General features: G+C 69.8%; 17 protein-coding genes and 1 pseudogene. 11 read left to right on the forward strand and 7 right to left on the reverse strand.

Annotated elements, in window-relative coordinates:
- Nucleotides 1–64: 64 nt before the first annotated feature.
- From ACZ48X_RS14495 to ACZ48X_RS14505, 3 genes are all read left to right on the forward strand, one after another.
- Nucleotides 65–505: an ester cyclase gene (locus ACZ48X_RS14495; RefSeq protein WP_336349032.1), complete on the forward strand. Its 441-nt coding sequence runs from the start codon at nucleotides 65–67 to the stop codon at nucleotides 503–505.
- 80 nt (nucleotides 506–585) lie between these two features.
- Complete coding sequence (locus tag ACZ48X_RS14500; protein WP_336349031.1) at nucleotides 586–1680, forward strand: nucleotidyl transferase family protein; 1095 nt, start codon at nucleotides 586–588, stop codon at nucleotides 1678–1680.
- 97 nt (nucleotides 1681–1777) lie between these two features.
- Nucleotides 1778–2071, forward strand: coding sequence for a hypothetical protein (locus ACZ48X_RS14505; protein ID WP_336349030.1), 294 nt, complete (start codon nucleotides 1778–1780; stop codon nucleotides 2069–2071).
- Nucleotides 2072–2091: 20 nt separating this feature from the next.
- Here ACZ48X_RS14505 and ACZ48X_RS14510 read toward each other — a convergent pair whose 3' ends face one another.
- Entirely contained in the window at nucleotides 2092–2355 is a 264-nt protein-coding gene (locus tag ACZ48X_RS14510) for a DUF7533 family protein (protein WP_336349029.1), read from the reverse strand.
- 157 nt (nucleotides 2356–2512) lie between these two features.
- On the opposite strand from ACZ48X_RS14510, the gene ACZ48X_RS14515 reads away from it, so the two are divergent.
- The gene (locus tag ACZ48X_RS14515; protein ID WP_336349028.1) at nucleotides 2513–3130 is read left to right on the forward strand and encodes a riboflavin synthase; all 618 of its coding nucleotides are present in this window, start codon (nucleotides 2513–2515) and stop codon (nucleotides 3128–3130) included.
- A 70-nt stretch (nucleotides 3131–3200) separates the two neighbouring features.
- Here ACZ48X_RS14515 and ACZ48X_RS14520 read toward each other — a convergent pair whose 3' ends face one another.
- Nucleotides 3201–4355: a PrsW family intramembrane metalloprotease gene (locus ACZ48X_RS14520; RefSeq protein ID WP_336349027.1), complete on the reverse strand. Its 1155-nt coding sequence runs from the start codon at nucleotides 4353–4355 to the stop codon at nucleotides 3201–3203.
- 190 nt (nucleotides 4356–4545) lie between these two features.
- Here ACZ48X_RS14520 and ACZ48X_RS14525 point away from each other — a divergent pair, with 190 nt between their 5' ends.
- From ACZ48X_RS14525 to ACZ48X_RS14535, 3 genes are all read left to right on the forward strand, one after another.
- Nucleotides 4546–4719, forward strand: coding sequence for a hypothetical protein (locus tag ACZ48X_RS14525; RefSeq protein WP_336349026.1), 174 nt, complete (start codon nucleotides 4546–4548; stop codon nucleotides 4717–4719).
- A 155-nt stretch (nucleotides 4720–4874) separates the two neighbouring features.
- The gene (locus ACZ48X_RS14530) at nucleotides 4875–5303 is read left to right on the forward strand and encodes a DUF7532 family protein (protein WP_336349025.1); all 429 of its coding nucleotides are present in this window, start codon (nucleotides 4875–4877) and stop codon (nucleotides 5301–5303) included.
- Nucleotides 5300–6751 (forward strand): ribonuclease FAU-1 family protein, encoded by a 1452-nt coding sequence (locus ACZ48X_RS14535; protein ID WP_336349024.1) that lies wholly within the window; start codon nucleotides 5300–5302, stop codon nucleotides 6749–6751. Before ACZ48X_RS14530 ends, ACZ48X_RS14535 begins: the two co-directional genes overlap by 4 nt.
- Before the next feature lie 49 nt (nucleotides 6752–6800).
- Here ACZ48X_RS14535 and ACZ48X_RS14540 read toward each other — a convergent pair.
- Nucleotides 6801–8127, reverse strand: a pseudogene (locus tag ACZ48X_RS14540) (RNA-guided endonuclease InsQ/TnpB family protein).
- A 53-nt stretch (nucleotides 8128–8180) separates the two neighbouring features.
- On the opposite strand from ACZ48X_RS14540, the gene ACZ48X_RS14545 reads away from it, so the two are divergent.
- Nucleotides 8181–8312, forward strand: coding sequence for a hypothetical protein (locus ACZ48X_RS14545; protein ID WP_336349023.1), 132 nt, complete (start codon nucleotides 8181–8183; stop codon nucleotides 8310–8312).
- A gap of 201 nt (nucleotides 8313–8513) precedes the next feature.
- Here the strand turns inward: ACZ48X_RS14545 and ACZ48X_RS14550 are convergent, their stop codons facing one another.
- The gene (locus ACZ48X_RS14550; protein ID WP_336349022.1) at nucleotides 8514–8903 is read right to left on the reverse strand and encodes a DUF5611 family protein; all 390 of its coding nucleotides are present in this window, start codon (nucleotides 8901–8903) and stop codon (nucleotides 8514–8516) included.
- 37 nt (nucleotides 8904–8940) lie between these two features.
- A complete protein-coding gene (locus ACZ48X_RS14555; RefSeq protein WP_336349021.1) occupies nucleotides 8941–10140 on the reverse strand; it encodes a DUF7093 family protein in 1200 nt (399 codons plus the stop codon).
- Nucleotides 10141–10275: 135 nt separating this feature from the next.
- On the opposite strand from ACZ48X_RS14555, the gene ACZ48X_RS14560 reads away from it, so the two are divergent.
- The 3 genes from ACZ48X_RS14560 to ACZ48X_RS14570 all read left to right on the forward strand — a co-directional run bounded on the left by ACZ48X_RS14560 (nucleotide 10276) and on the right by ACZ48X_RS14570 (nucleotide 12024).
- Nucleotides 10276–10485, forward strand: a complete 210-nt coding sequence (locus ACZ48X_RS14560) for a dodecin family protein (RefSeq protein ID WP_336349020.1) — start codon at nucleotides 10276–10278, stop codon at nucleotides 10483–10485.
- A 100-nt stretch (nucleotides 10486–10585) separates the two neighbouring features.
- The gene (ilvA, locus tag ACZ48X_RS14565; protein ID WP_336349019.1) at nucleotides 10586–11797 is read left to right on the forward strand and encodes a threonine ammonia-lyase; all 1212 of its coding nucleotides are present in this window, start codon (nucleotides 10586–10588) and stop codon (nucleotides 11795–11797) included.
- Nucleotides 11798–11799: 2 nt separating this feature from the next.
- Nucleotides 11800–12024, forward strand: coding sequence for a hypothetical protein (locus ACZ48X_RS14570; RefSeq protein ID WP_336349018.1), 225 nt, complete (start codon nucleotides 11800–11802; stop codon nucleotides 12022–12024).
- Here ACZ48X_RS14570 and ACZ48X_RS14575 read toward each other — a convergent pair.
- Nucleotides 12006–13076 carry a metal-dependent hydrolase gene (locus ACZ48X_RS14575; protein ID WP_336349017.1) on the reverse strand — a complete coding sequence of 357 codons (1071 nt, stop codon included), beginning with the start codon at nucleotides 13074–13076 and terminating at the stop codon, nucleotides 12006–12008. The genes ACZ48X_RS14570 and ACZ48X_RS14575 overlap by 19 nt on opposite strands.
- A gap of 109 nt (nucleotides 13077–13185) precedes the next feature.
- Complete coding sequence (locus tag ACZ48X_RS14580; protein ID WP_336349016.1) at nucleotides 13186–13539, reverse strand: hypothetical protein; 354 nt, start codon at nucleotides 13537–13539, stop codon at nucleotides 13186–13188.
- Nucleotides 13540–13541 lie beyond the last annotated feature (2 nt).

A 13541-nucleotide genomic window follows, 5' to 3' on the forward strand; every position in this document is an offset into this window, starting at 1 on the left:
TCGCCTTTTCTGATGGTCGAACAACAGCTAAGCCGCTACGAAACCTAGCTATTGTTGATTACAAATGACTGCAGCCATCGACAACACCTCGGCGAACAAGCGGCTCGCGAAGGAACTCTCCACCCTGCTCTGGTCGGGCAAGTACGACGAGTTCGAGGCACACTGCACAGCCGACTACGTCGGCCACGACCCCGCGGTGCCCGACGGTATGCGAACCGTCGCCGACGTGCGCGACCAGTTCGACCCGATCCACGACGCGATGAGCGACGTCACCTACGAGGTGCTCGACGTCGTCGCCGAGGGCGACCACGTCTTCCACCGCGGGCGAGTGTCCGGCATCCACACCGGCGAGTACATGGGGATGCCGGCGACGAACGAACGAATCAGCATCGAAGACCACATCGAGTGGCGGTTCGAGGACGGCAAACTCGCCGAGTCCTGGGCGCAGTACGACGCCATGGGCGTGATGCGACAGATCGGCATGGACGTCCCCGGCGCGAACTGACCGACGACCACGGCCTTCATTTGCGCATCGGTACCTAGTCACAGAGTAACACTTTACTGACAGGTGAAACGATTCGTCGTATGGCCTCACTCGAGGACCACTACGACGCGCTCCGCGCTCGCGACCGCTACGAGCCAGTCGACGACCACGCCAGCGAACCGCTGGCGCTCGGCGACCTCCCGCCGGCCGAGGTCCGCCGCCGATTCGTCGTCGGCGAGGACGCCCGCGCGTTCGCCGACCGCGCCGGGACCGACGGCGTCCTGACGTTCGGCGTGAGCGTCACCGGCCCGCCCCACGTCGGGACGCTCGGCCAGATGCAGACCGCTATCGCCCTCCAGCGCGCCGGGTTCGACGTCCAGTTCGTCGTCGCCGACTTCGAGCCCTACAGCACGCAGGGGTACGCGCTCGACGTCGTCCGCGAACGCGCCCGGCGGTTCGTCGCGTTCGTCGACGCGCTCGGGTTCGACCACGACCGCGGCCGCCTCCGCACCCAGTACGGTGCCGAGGACGTCACGCACACCGCGTACCACCTCGCGCGGTACGCCGACCCCGAGCGCGACATGGCCGCGGTCGACCTCGACGTCACCGCGTGGGAGCGCGCGAACCGCGACGCGTACGACGACGCCGGCGTCGACGCCGCCGCACTCGACGAGACCGACCTCCCCAGCGACTGGGAACCAAGTCGCTTCACGCGCCGCATGGACGGGTTCCTGATGGTCGCCGACATGCTCCACCCGCTCGTCGCCGACGACTACGCCGCGAACTGCATCGTCATGGGCGCCGACGAGCGCTCGCTCCGCCCGATGGTCGACGGCGTCCGCGAACGCGCCCCCACCGACGGCACCCTCCACGCCCTCTACACGCGCCTCGTTCCCGGCCTCGACGACCAGCCGAAACTCTCCCGGCGCCTCCCCGAGTCGCGGTTCACGCTCGCCGACGACCCCGACCGCATCCGCGCCGCCGTCCGCGGCAATCCCGACGCGCGCTGGCGCGTCACCGACGACGTCGTCGTCGAGATGATGCGACTCGCGAGCGCCGAAGACGCCGACCAGGTCGCCGCGTGGCGGCGCGCCCGCGACGCGGACGAGGAAGCCTGGAGCGCGGCGAGAGCCGCGTTCGCCGACGAAATCGCCGGCTACGCTCGCGACTGGCAGGCGACAGCGCGAGCGGAGTGAAGCGACGGCGTGGAAGGAGTGAAACGACGACGCGGTGGGAGAGACGCCCGGGGACGCCGACGCAACCACTTTGGGGCGCGCAGCCGACGGCCCCCGCATGAGCGTGCTACGCGCACTCCGAACCGACCCGTCCGTGCGCCGCCCCGCCATCGTCGCGCTCGCGCTTGCGGCCTTCGTCGTCGCCGCGGACCGCGTGCTCGCGGCCGCGTTCGCCTCCGACACCGCTATCGCGCCGTGGCTTCCCCGCCTCGGGACGCCAGGAGAGACGGCGATGTACTACCTGCTGCTCGTACGACTGGTCGAGGCCGTCGCCCTCCCGGCCGCCCTCGTCTGGACGGGGTACGCGTACGGTCGGCACACCGCGACCGTCGACGGGTCCGCGGACGCGTAAGTTCCGACCAAGCGAGGGCGTCAGCCGTCGCCGTCGCTCGCGTCCGCGTCCTCCTCGGGGTCCTTCGCGACGAACCCGACCGCCTTCGCGACCGCCAGGCCCGGCACGTCCTGCGGGGTCGTGACGTACTTCTCGACGAGCAGTATCATGATGCTCACGCCGACGAGCGCGGGCCCCCACGTCGTCTCCCCGCGGAGCGTCATGTCGACGCCCGCGAGCGCGATCGGGGCGGCGATGACGACCGCCACCATGAGCGAGAACTGCTCGGAGATCGAACGAGGCATTTGCCGTCCGTACCCGCTACGCGACCAAAAGCCCGCCGGGACTCGCCTCGCGGTGCTCGCCTCCGCGACGACCGGGACCGACACCGCTCTCGGACGATCGCGCGCTCGACGACCGGGGACCGACACCGCTATCCGGCGGTCGAGCCAACCCGCAGGCATGTTCACGGGTATCGTCGAGGAGACCGGGGAGGTCGTCGACGTCGCGGTCACCGAGGACGGCCGGCGGCTCACCATCGCCGGCGACGTCGTCCTCGGGGACGTCGCGCACGGCGCGAGCATCGCGGTGTCGGGCGTCTGCCTCACGGTCGAGGCGTTCGACGACGAGACGTTCGAGGTGTTCCTCGCCGAGGAGACCGTCGCGAAGACGTACCTCGGCGACCTCGACGTCGGCGACGCCGTCAACCTGGAGCGCGCGATGCCGGCGGACGGCCGGTTCGACGGCCACCTCGTCCAGGGGCACGTCGACGCGGTCGCCGCGGTGACGAACGTCGACTCCACGGGCGGCGAGGACTGGTTCTTCGAGTTCGAACTCCCAGCGCGCTACGCGGACTACGTCGTCGAGAAGGGCTCCATCACGCTCGACGGCATCAGTCTCACCATCGCCGACCTCCAGGCCGGGAGCGGGGACTCGGGGCCGCGCGTCACGGTCGCCATCGTCCCGACGACCTACGACGTGACGACGCTCTCCGAGAAGGGAGTCGGCGACCCCGTCCACCTCGAGGTGGACGTCGTCGGGAAGTACGTCGCGTCCATGCTCGACGGTTACCAGGACTGACCGGCGCGGAACGCGGTCGAACACTCGCTGGAAGAACCGGTCGCGCCACTCGCCACGAGAAGCGAACGCGCTACCAGCCGCTGTCGTCGTCCTCGACGGTGGACTCCCATCCGGCGTCGGTCTCGGCGTCGTCCGTCCCCCAGGTTGCCGTCGATTCGTCGGCCTCCTGAGCGGACTGCGCGCGCTTGGCGCCGGGTGCGATGGGGTCGTCGTTCGTGCTCGGGTCGATCTCGGTCGCGTCCACGGGCGCGTCCGGGTCGTAGGTACGTCCCGCGTCGACGCGATTGTACGCGTCCCGGTAGTTGTAGAGTTTGAGGACGAGGAAGCCGCCGGCGACGCCGTCGAACGCGACGACGTAGACGACGAACGCGACGATGGGGCCGACGCCCAGCAGCCCGCCGACGATACCGGGCGCGAACCCGATGGTGAGGTTGTAGAGGGCGTGGAAGCCGGCGGCGATGACGAGGCCCTTGAGGACGACGGCGCCGCGGTGTTCGTCGACGAACTTCGCGAGACCGAGGTAGTACCCGGCGATGCCCGAGTAGATGACGTGCCCGGGGCCGGCGAGTGCGCGGCGTTGCGCGATGTCGATCGCCTGGTCGACGACGATGCCGGTGGTCGCCTGCTGCACGAACCCCGTGACGTAGATGGCGTTCTCGATGGTCGCGAACCCGAGGCCGGCGACGGCGCCGTAGACCGCGCCGTCGACGACCGAGTCGAATCGGCCGTCGCGGTACGCGTAGAACCGGACGGCGAGCAGCTTCACGAGTTCCTCGCCGGGGGCGACGATGAGGAGGAAGTACCCGACGACGCCGAGGCCGCCGAGCGCCGCGAACAGCGGTTCGGCGGCGGTGTTGACGATGGCGGCGAAGCTCGCGAACACGAACGCGAGCGCGAACGTCGCCGCGATGAGGTCGAGTGGTTCCTTCGTGGTGACGTCCGCGACGTAGACGTACGCGGCGAGGGCGAGCGCGGGGACGGCGGAGAGTGCGGCGAACAGCGCGACGACGGGGAGTCGCGGGGTGCCGATGCTGCTCGCGAAGAGGATGGCGAGGGTGAACAGCACGGCCGTGGCGAGGACGAGACCGCGGATGGCGGGGAAGATGCGTTCGTAGAACCCGACCGCGAACCGGTCGAGTCGCGTCCGGGGCTCCCAGGTCGCGATCTCCTGGAGGTCCTCGTCGTCGCTCGCGGCGCGCTCGACCGGATCCCGACCCCGTTTCATGCCCCCGATTTGTTGCACGTGGGTCCTAAGCGTTGCCCCATCGAGCGCCGCTCCACCCGAGCGCGCGACCGGGTGCTTCCGGGGGCGTCGACGTGGCACCAACCCGTCCTTAAATGTCCTTGTATGCTATTAGCTACCACAAGTTGTTTAAGGAGGGGATTCATAAGGAACGAAGAGCCAACGTATGCTAATGACAGACGAGGACAACAGCAACCTTCTCTTCCCGGGACTCCCCACACCCGAGGACGAGAACGACCGAAAACGCGTACCGACACTCTCGAACCGACCAGCACCCGACGACGACGCCGCCGCCGCCTCTCATTCTCTGCGCTCCGCCTCCTTCTCCGCCGCCGCCGACGACTGACCGCAGCGACGAGTTTCCGTACGCCAACCCACAGTCACGCCGAGCGACGCGACCAGCGTCCGCATCGTACGACCACACCTCGAGCGCGTCCGGCGACGTCGACCGGCCGCTCGGAGACGAGGGATTTCTTACCGGCGACCCTCGAACGGTCGGGCATGCACTTCGACCAGCGCACGCAGACCGCGCTCCGCGAGGTCGGCCTCGACACCGACGACCTCCAGGCTGCGAGCGAGCGCGTCGCCGCCCTCGTCGACGAGACCGCGACGGCGCTCGGCGCGTTCTTCGACGCGCACGACGTCGTGTACTCCGACATGGACATGGCGCACAGCGCGAGCGACTACCCCGAGCACGCCGTCGACTACTGCGACGTCACGACCCACGCCGCGGAGATGCGCGGCTGGCTCCGCTTCGAGACGTGGGGCGCGTACGTCGAGGACGGCCGCGTCCTCGAACGCGCGAGCGGCGACGACGCTGCTGACTATGGGGCGACCGATTCGGGCGACCCGCTCGTGGTGGAGTTGTCGCTCGGCCCGAGCGTCCACGAGCGCGTGCGGTTCGCGCCGACGCGGGAGGCACTGGAATGAGGGCGCGCGTCCGTGGCATCTACACGACTGCCATCACGCAGCGACTGCTCGACGCCGACCACGACGTCGTGCAGGCGTCGCCGCCGATCCGCGAGCGCTTCGACCACGAGTTCGGGTTCGCACCCGCGGACGTCGCCGCGTCGACGACCGCGGACCGTCAGGGCGTCGGCCTCTCGGGCGACCCCGACGCCGTCAGGACGCTCCGCGAGGACCTCGCGGGCGTGGCCGTGGACGCGCTCTCGTGGGACGACCCGGCGCCCGAGGGGGCGGTGTTCCTCGCGCCCGTCACGGACGCCATGGGGAGCGGCGCGGTCGTCGACCTCGGCGACCGCGAGGCGTTCCTGCCGTTCGACGACGCCGACGGCTACGTCGAACCCGGGGACGTCCGGCGCGTGCAGGTCGTCGACGCGGCGCCGCCGTGGGGCGACGACCGCCCGGAGGTCGCCGAAGCGCTCGGCGTTCGCGGGGGCCTCGTCGCGCTCGACCGGGCGCGCTCGGGCGTCAGCGCGAACGTCCGCGGGGAGCGCGCAACCGAACTCGTCCGCACCACCGAACTCCTCCAGCCGGACCCGCCCGACGGCTGGGGCGTCCGCTGGCAGCGCGCCGCCGCCGACGCCGACATGAGCGCGCTCGGGGACGCGCTCGACGCCGCGAGCGACCGTGCTCGTGCACTCGACGCACTCCCCGACGGCGACCCGGACGACGTCCCGGTTCGCCTCGACACCAGCCTCGAGGAGGTCCCCGCGGCGGCGACGGCGTGGGTGTGGTTCGGGCGCGAGTCCCGGTTCGCGCTCGACGACGACCGGCGCGCGGTGGCGACGACGATGCCCGGCCACCACCGCGTCAAAGCCGGGAGTGCGAGCGCGAGCGACGCCGTCGACTTCGCCGAAGGCGTGCTCGCGCACGCCGGCGACGGCGCGTGGGGCGACGCCGACGAGACCGACGACCTCCCGTTCGCGGCGGTCGTCGACGCGTTCGGGCCGCGCGACGACGGCACCATCACCATCGAGCACGGGAAACCCGAGGGCGACCGCTACACGCTCGGCCGCGGCCGCATCACCGCGCTCGACGCCGACGCCGGCAAACTCACGGTCGAACGCGACATGACCGGCGGCGGCACGTACGACGCGCTCGGCATCCCGCGCGAGGAAGGCGACGTCGCCATCACGAAACTCACCGAAGGCAACTGGTGGTACCCGACCGTGTACCGGAGCGAGGACGGCGAGACGAAGGGAACGTACGTGAACGTCTGCACGCCCGTCGAACTGTTCCCCGACGGCGCGCGCTACGTCGACCTCCACGTCGACGTCGTCAAACACGCGGACGGCACCGTCGAGCGCGTCGACGACGACGAACTCGACGCCGCCGTCGACGCCGGCCACGTCCCGCCCGCGCTCGCCGACCGCGCACGCACCGTCGCCACGTCCGTCCAGAACGCACTCCAATGACATCCTCCCCGGCGTGAACGCCGGGGTTTCCTCGCGCTGGGGGTATCGACTACCGGCCCACGGAGGCAACTTGCGGGTTCGTATGCTCCTCGTTGGGACGGGGAGAGCGTGGTGACTCCGACCAATTGTGGTCGTCCCACTTGAGGCATACAGGCCGTGCCATCGGCCTTGCTACGTTGGTCTGCCGTCTCAGGAACGTCTCGGACGCGACGAGGTCCGCGTGGCCCTCGAAGCCACACTCGCACGTCAGCGTGTCCTGGTGTCGCGTCGTCCGGTCGGTCGACCCACAGTTCGGACACGTCTGCGACGTCCACGCTTCCGAACGCACTTCGACCGTGATACAGTACTCCTCGGCGGTGTTGGCGAGTCGCTCGACGAACGCGCGGAACGCCCAGAAGTTGTGTGTCTTCTCGTTCGCCCGGACGGACCAGCTCGTTTCGAGAACGTCCGTCAGGTCGCCGACGTACACGGTCGCGACGCCCTCCTCGTGCAGTCGCTCGACGAGGTCGCGGGCGAGCGCGTCCTGTGCGTGGTCGCGACGCCGGGTTCTCCGACGGTACAGCCGGTCGATTCGCTTGCTCGACCGGCGCTGGTCGTCCAGTTTGGACTGGAGGCGCGCGATCTCGCGCGTCGTCTCGCGGAACCGCTCGAACAGGCCGCGTCCTTCGTAGAGGTACTGCTGGCCGGTCGTGGTCGTACAGGCGACGAGGTTGTTCGCACCGATGTCCAGCGCGGTCATCAGACTACGTCTGATGGGCAACCAGAAATCTGGGATTTCTGGTGACGGCTTCTTCCGAAGCCAGTGGTTGTGCCAGTCGAGAATTGTCGATAGTGACTGGCTGAAAGGCCCTGAACTCGTCCGAAGCCTCATCGTAGTAAAGCTCCAACCGGCCCTGCTTGTCGTACTCCTTCCAGTTCGGGTCGCCCCGAACTTCGAGTCGGAGGCGCTCGCGGTAGCCAAGCCCGTACTCGTCTTTCAGGTCTTGGCCGACCAGAATCTCGAGTCGGGAGTAGTCGCCCCACTCGACCGTGTACGACGTGTTGCGGATGTACGTGCGGAGCTCGCGGTCGTCGCCACTCCCCCAGAATCCGGGTTTGCCGTTGGCTTCACCCGTTTCCTGGAGTGCGAAGAACGACCGCCACGCTTCGCGGTTCTTCCGCTCGACCTGTTGGACGGTGGACGCACCGAGCGTGCCACCGTAGCGTCCGCGGTACTCGCTGATGTCCCAGACGTCGCCGTCCGGGTCGGCGTAGTTCTCGCGGCGCTCGTAGTTGATTTCGTTCCAGAGTGCGGCAGAAGCGTCCAACAGTCGTCGCAGTAGCTCCTCGTCCTTCTCGGAGCGGGGGCGTACGACGAACTCGTTGGTGCGCTTCATCAACAGGTCGTTGCATCCGAAGACTAATGTATGTTTAGTTTTTGTATGTATGTATGGCGAAGAACATCCACGTTGTCGTCGACGACGACGTGCATGAACGGTTGAGTCGAATCAAGAACGACCACGGCCTGACGTGGGAAGGGATGTTGCTCCACGCGGCGAACGACCTAGATACCCCAGACTGAGCGGTGTCGCCGGCTGTGTCTCTGTTGTCGGATTCACGCCCGCCGTGAACGGCGGGACCCTCTCCTCGATCCAGGTAGGCTACCGGTCGCACCAGCGTGGCGTCCGCCAGGACGCCGGTTCCGTCCTGCTGCTCGGCCGCGTCGCTACGGGAACGAAGAGAGAACGAACGAGGGTGGCGTCTCCGGCGTCGACGTCGCGATTCAGGCGTCGACGTCGTGGTCGGGGTCGTCCTCGACCGAGCGCTTCAGGGAGTCGCGGCGCGCCTTCGCGTCGCGACCGGTCGCGTCGAGGAGGAACTCGTTCTTCGCCGAGACCGCTTCCTCGGCGGCCTCGAGCTCGTCGGGGGAGAGCTCCGTCGGGTCGCGCTCGTGGAACTCGACGGCGAGCTTGTCCTTCTTCGAGCCGTACTCGACGGCGCCGACGACGATGCGCTCGAACACGGGGTTGTCGGGTTCCCCGACGACGAACAGGTCGCTGCCCTTGAACTCCTCCGTGCCAGTGATGGGGCCGAAGGTCTCCTCGACGGTTCCTTCGAGGTCCGGGATTCTTTCCTCGAGGTACTCGCCACGACGCATCTTGTACTCCTTCATGGAAGGCACATTGGCGGGCGGTGGTTTACCTGTTTCGTCACTCGCCGGGGTTGCTCAGGTAGCCCTTCCGGCACTCGGGGCAGATGTCGCCCGCGCGGAGGCTCGTCCGGTCCGCGCTCTCGGCGTTCTGGCAGTTCGGACAGACGAGCTCGCCGGTCCGAGAGTGGCGTTGTCCCGGTGGTGCGGTCTCCCCGGCGGACTTGATACCGCTCGGCGAATCCGACGCCTGCTCGGGCTCCGGCTGGGTCTGCTCTCGGGCGGTGTCGTCGTCGATGAACTCCGCGTCGTAGCCGTCGTCGCCGTCGGCCGCGGCGGCGGACTCGTGTAACTGGCCGGTCGTCGCGTCGCCCGCACCAGTCTCGGCGCCCGAGACGTCCGCATTCGGCGCGCTCGCGCTCGCATCGTCGGGGCCGTCCGGCCACTCGCCGTGCTCGCGGTCGTCGTCCACGGTTCCACCGTCGCCGTCGTCGTCGTCGAGGACGACGCCGTCGTCGTCCGCGACCGCCGTCTCGTCCGCGGCCGCCGGAGCGTCCGGTGCGTCGTCGTCGGGCGCGTCACCGGTCGCACCGGGTGCGGCGTCGCCGTGCGGGTCCGGTGCGGCGTCGGCGACGGGTTCCTCGGCGTCCGCGACCGCGTCCTCGACGGCGTCGACGTCCGCGCCCTCTCCCGCGTCGTCCTCCGCGTCGTCGATGAAGACCGCGTCGTCGACCGGCGGTTCCTCGTCGTCGGCCGCGTCGGCAGCGGTCTCGTCGGCGGCCGTCGCGTCAGCGGCCGTCGCGTCGGTCCCGTCGCCGTCGGTCGACCCGGCGTCGCCGCCGATTATCTCGGCCGCCCCAGCTTCTGCGGGCGCACCCTCGTGCGCTGCTGCGTCACCGTGCGTGTCGGCACCATCGCCGGTCGCGTCCGTCCCCGGCTCGGCGTCCACGTCACCCGCCTCGGCCGCGTCGGCCGCGCCAGCCGCGTCGGCCGTCGGTTCTGCCGCCGCGCCGTCGCCCGCTTCGGGCGCCTCGGTGCCGTCGCGCGTCGGTTCCGGCGCACGCTCGGCCGGCGCCGCCTCGTCGTCGGTCGCGAGCGTCGTCACCTCCGTGTTCTCGCTGATGAGGTTCCGGTCGTCACAGCGCGCACACACCTCGTACTCGCGGACCGTCAACACCACCTCGCTTCCCTGTTCGTCGCGATCGCGCTCTATCTCGCTCTCGCCCCAGTCGTGGCCGATGAGCGAACACCTGAGACCCATTGCGCTACCGTTCCCCGTGCGAGCGTAAAAGGCTAGTGCAACCCCGGATGCAAGACCTTTCACTCCACTAACGGACCCATACCGCTCCCGGGGTGCGCGCATACCAAAGCCGGTTCGCGACCAACGTCGACTGCCATGACGGCAGTGAAAATAATCAAGGTGCTCGGAACGTCGACCGAATCCTGGGAGGACGCCGCGGCCGAAGCGCTCGCGCAGGCCAACGAGTCGGTCGAGAACATCAGCGGCATCGAGGTGGAGGACTGGACGGCGAACGTCGAGGACGGTCGCATCACGGAGTACAAGACGACGGTCGAGGTCGCGTTCCCCGTCCACCACCAGCACTGACCGCGCCAGGCCCGCCGTCGCGAGGCGACGGTTCCGCTTGAGCGGTCCACGGTTCGCTCGCCCCGAAAACGATTAGCGGGCGGGCCGGGAATCTCGTGGCATGATAGAACTCGCGGACGTGGAGGAAGCCCTGGAGCGGGTACGGGAGACGTCGCGGCACACACCGATCGAGTACTCGCATACGTTCTCGGACATGACGGGTGCGGAGGTCCACCTGAAGATGGAGAACTTCCAGCGCACCGGGTCGTTCAAGATACGGGGCGCGACCAACCGCATCATGACGCTCCCCCAGGAGGCCCGGGACAAGGGCGTCGTCACGGCGAGCGCGGGCAATCACGCGCAGGGCGTGGCGCTCGCCGCGTCGCGGTCGGGCGTCGACTCGAAGATCGTGATGCCGGAGTACGCGCCCATCTCGAAGATCAACGCGACCCAGAGCTACGGCGCGGAGGTCGTGCTGTACGGCGCGGACTACAACGAAGCGGCGGACCACGCGCACGAACTCGAGGAATCCGAGGACCGGACGTACGTGCACGCCTTCGACGACCCGTACGTGATGGCGGGCCAGGGCACAATCGGCCTGGAGATCATGGACGACCTCCCGGAGGTCGAGACGCTGCTCGTCCCCATCGGCGGCGGCGGCCTCATCTCGGGTATCGCGACCGCGGTCAAGGGCCGGAATCCCGACGTCCGCATCGTCGGCGTGCAGGCCGAGGGCGCCTCCAGCGTCGCGCAGAGCCTCCAGAAGGGCGAGATATACGAGCGCGATAGCGTCGACACCATCGCGGACGGTATCGCAACCCGCAGGGTCGGCGACCAGCCGTTCGAGGTCATCCGCGAGCGCGTGGACGAGGTCGTCACCGTCAGCGACCCCGAGATCGCGATGGCGCTCACGTACGTCCTCGAACGCGGGAAGACGCTCGTCGAGGGCGCGGGCGCCGCGCCGCTCGCGGCGCTGCTCTTCGAGAAGTTCGACTTCGAGGAGGGAGAGGTCATCGTGCCCGCGATGTGCGGCGGGAACATCGACCTGAACACGCTCACGACCGTCATCATGCGCGGCCTCGTCGCCACCGGCCGGTACGTGAAGATCAAGACCGTCCTCCGGGACCGCCCCGGGAGCCTCCAGGACCTGCTGGACGTCATCAGCGCGAAGAAGGCGAACATCTACGCCATCCAGCACGACCGCACGAGCCGCCAGATCGGGATGGCCGACACCGAGGTCGAGATCGACCTCGAGACCCGCGGGCACGACCACGTCGAGGAGCTCATCGAGGCGATCCGCGACGCCGGCTACGAGGTCGAGGTCCTGGTCTAGCTGTGGTTGCGGTTCGCGTGCGCGTCGTCGGCGCGACGGCGATGGCGCTCGCTGGCGCGGTCCTCGTCCAGCAGTCGTTCGAGCACGCGCTCTGTATCGCTGCGGGATGCTCGCCGAACCTCCTGTTCGCGCTCCCCGGCGTCGCGTTGGCGGCGGCGGCAACGTTGCTTGCGTACCGAGCGTGGCGACTGCGCGACGAGTCGTCCGCTCAGGCGACGACGAGGTAGCCGACGGCGTACGCGCCGAGTGCGAGCGCGACGGTCGCGACGGCGGTGGCGAGCGCGCGAAGCGCGCGGTCGTGGTCGGCGGGCGCGGCGACGGTGTGGCCGCCGTCGGCGAACACTGGGCGTGGGGCGGCGGCGGCGAGTGCGGCGCGACCGCGAGCGACGAGGCGGCGCGCGGTCGCGGCGAGGCCCGGGCTGGCGGCGACGACGCCGACGGCGAGCACGGAGAACACGAAGTGATAGGAGACGTCGAGCGTCGGCGCGGGGAGCGCGAGCGCCGCGAGCCCGCCAGCGACGCCGAGGAGTGCGCGCGGCGACGGCCGCACCGACCGCTCGGCGAGGTCGGCGTACACGACGAGTGCGAGCGCGATGACGGCGAGTTCGAGCGCGAACGCGCCGAGCAGGTGCAGCGTCGGGTCGGTCGAGAGCGCGACGCGGGCGTCGAGGGCGCGGGCGTCGAGCGGCCAGAGGAGCGCGGGCGGCTCGCCCGTGAACACGTCCCCGAACGGGTGGGAGGCGAGCCCGACGAGCGCGAGCACGAACGTCCCGCGGGCGTCGAGCGTGGTGCCGTAGCGGACGACGGCGGCGACGCCGACGCCTGCGGCGACGAACGCCGCGAACACGAACAACCCGAGTGCGCCGTGGACGACCACCGCGAGCGCGGCGAGCGCGGCGAGGACGCCGGCGCCGACGGCGACCGCGAGTCGCACGCGCTGCCCGCGATGCACGAGGAGCGCGAACCCGACGGCGGCGACCGGGGCGACGACGAGCGAGTGCGTCATCGACCGGTGGACGATCGTCGACGCCGCCCAGAACGCGCCCGTCACCGCGAACACGCCCTCACTGCCACCGACAGCGCCGCCAGCGCCGACGGTCGCGGCGAGCGCGACGTCGAGGACGCCCGTCGCGGCGTACGCCATGTCCGCGTCCGGGACCGCCGCGAACGCACCCGCTATCGCACCGAGGACGAGCGCCCGCCGGCCGTCCACGTCGAACGCGCGGCTGGCGACGGCGGCGACCACGGCGAACGCGACCAGCGAGTGACCGACGAACAATTCGACCGTTGTACGTGGCCCGAGCGAATAAACGACTCGCTACCTGTGCGAACGAATCGCACGCCCGCCACGTCGCTGGCGCGGCGTGCCAGTGCCACGCGCCACGGGGTCAGAGGAAGGCGACCGCGAGCACGACGAGCCCGCCGAGCACGATGACCGCGCCGCCGCGCTGCAACTGGCTGGCGGTGCCGTCGTCCGCACTTCCGGCGACGTCCGTCGCGTGACTGATCTGTGCGCCCCCGAAGAGGACGATGAACGTCCCGACGATGGCGGCCTGCACGTCGAACGCCGTGTCGAGGCCGACCGCGGGCGCGCTGACGTCCGTGAGTTCGGCGGCGACGATGGCGACGAGGAACACCGCGGCGAGCGCGAGCTTCCCGCGCGCCCCGGCGAGTGCAGTCGAGGCGTCCATCGCGCTCCCGTCACCGTCGACGTCGGTCGCGCCGGCGTCGGAGTCTGTCATGC

Source organism: Halorubellus litoreus (genome assembly GCF_055378595.1).

Excerpts from the sequence above, each read along its gene's own strand:
- ACZ48X_RS14545 (WP_336349023.1), top strand. The coding sequence starts at position 8,181 with ATGGCGAAGAACATCCACGTTGTCGTCGACGACGACGTGCATGAACGG.
- ilvA (WP_336349019.1), top strand. The coding sequence starts at position 10,586 with ATGATAGAACTCGCGGACGTGGAGGAAGCCCTGGAGCGGGTACGGGAG.
- ACZ48X_RS14555 (WP_336349021.1), bottom strand. The coding sequence starts at position 10,140 with ATGGGTCTCAGGTGTTCGCTCATCGGCCACGACTGGGGCGAGAGCGAG.
- ACZ48X_RS14515 (WP_336349028.1), top strand. The coding sequence starts at position 2,513 with ATGTTCACGGGTATCGTCGAGGAGACCGGGGAGGTCGTCGACGTCGCG.
- ACZ48X_RS14495 (WP_336349032.1), top strand. The coding sequence starts at position 65 with ATGACTGCAGCCATCGACAACACCTCGGCGAACAAGCGGCTCGCGAAG.
- ACZ48X_RS14535 (WP_336349024.1), top strand. The coding sequence starts at position 5,300 with ATGAGGGCGCGCGTCCGTGGCATCTACACGACTGCCATCACGCAGCGA.
- ACZ48X_RS14580 (WP_336349016.1), bottom strand. The coding sequence starts at position 13,539 with ATGACAGACTCCGACGCCGGCGCGACCGACGTCGACGGTGACGGGAGC.
- ACZ48X_RS14525 (WP_336349026.1), top strand. The coding sequence starts at position 4,546 with ATGACAGACGAGGACAACAGCAACCTTCTCTTCCCGGGACTCCCCACA.
- ACZ48X_RS14500 (WP_336349031.1), top strand. The coding sequence starts at position 586 with ATGGCCTCACTCGAGGACCACTACGACGCGCTCCGCGCTCGCGACCGC.
- ACZ48X_RS14510 (WP_336349029.1), bottom strand. The coding sequence starts at position 2,355 with ATGCCTCGTTCGATCTCCGAGCAGTTCTCGCTCATGGTGGCGGTCGTC.
- ACZ48X_RS14560 (WP_336349020.1), top strand. The coding sequence starts at position 10,276 with ATGACGGCAGTGAAAATAATCAAGGTGCTCGGAACGTCGACCGAATCC.
- ACZ48X_RS14530 (WP_336349025.1), top strand. The coding sequence starts at position 4,875 with ATGCACTTCGACCAGCGCACGCAGACCGCGCTCCGCGAGGTCGGCCTC.
- ACZ48X_RS14520 (WP_336349027.1), bottom strand. The coding sequence starts at position 4,355 with ATGAAACGGGGTCGGGATCCGGTCGAGCGCGCCGCGAGCGACGACGAG.
- ACZ48X_RS14550 (WP_336349022.1), bottom strand. The coding sequence starts at position 8,903 with ATGAAGGAGTACAAGATGCGTCGTGGCGAGTACCTCGAGGAAAGAATC.
- ACZ48X_RS14505 (WP_336349030.1), top strand. The coding sequence starts at position 1,778 with ATGAGCGTGCTACGCGCACTCCGAACCGACCCGTCCGTGCGCCGCCCC.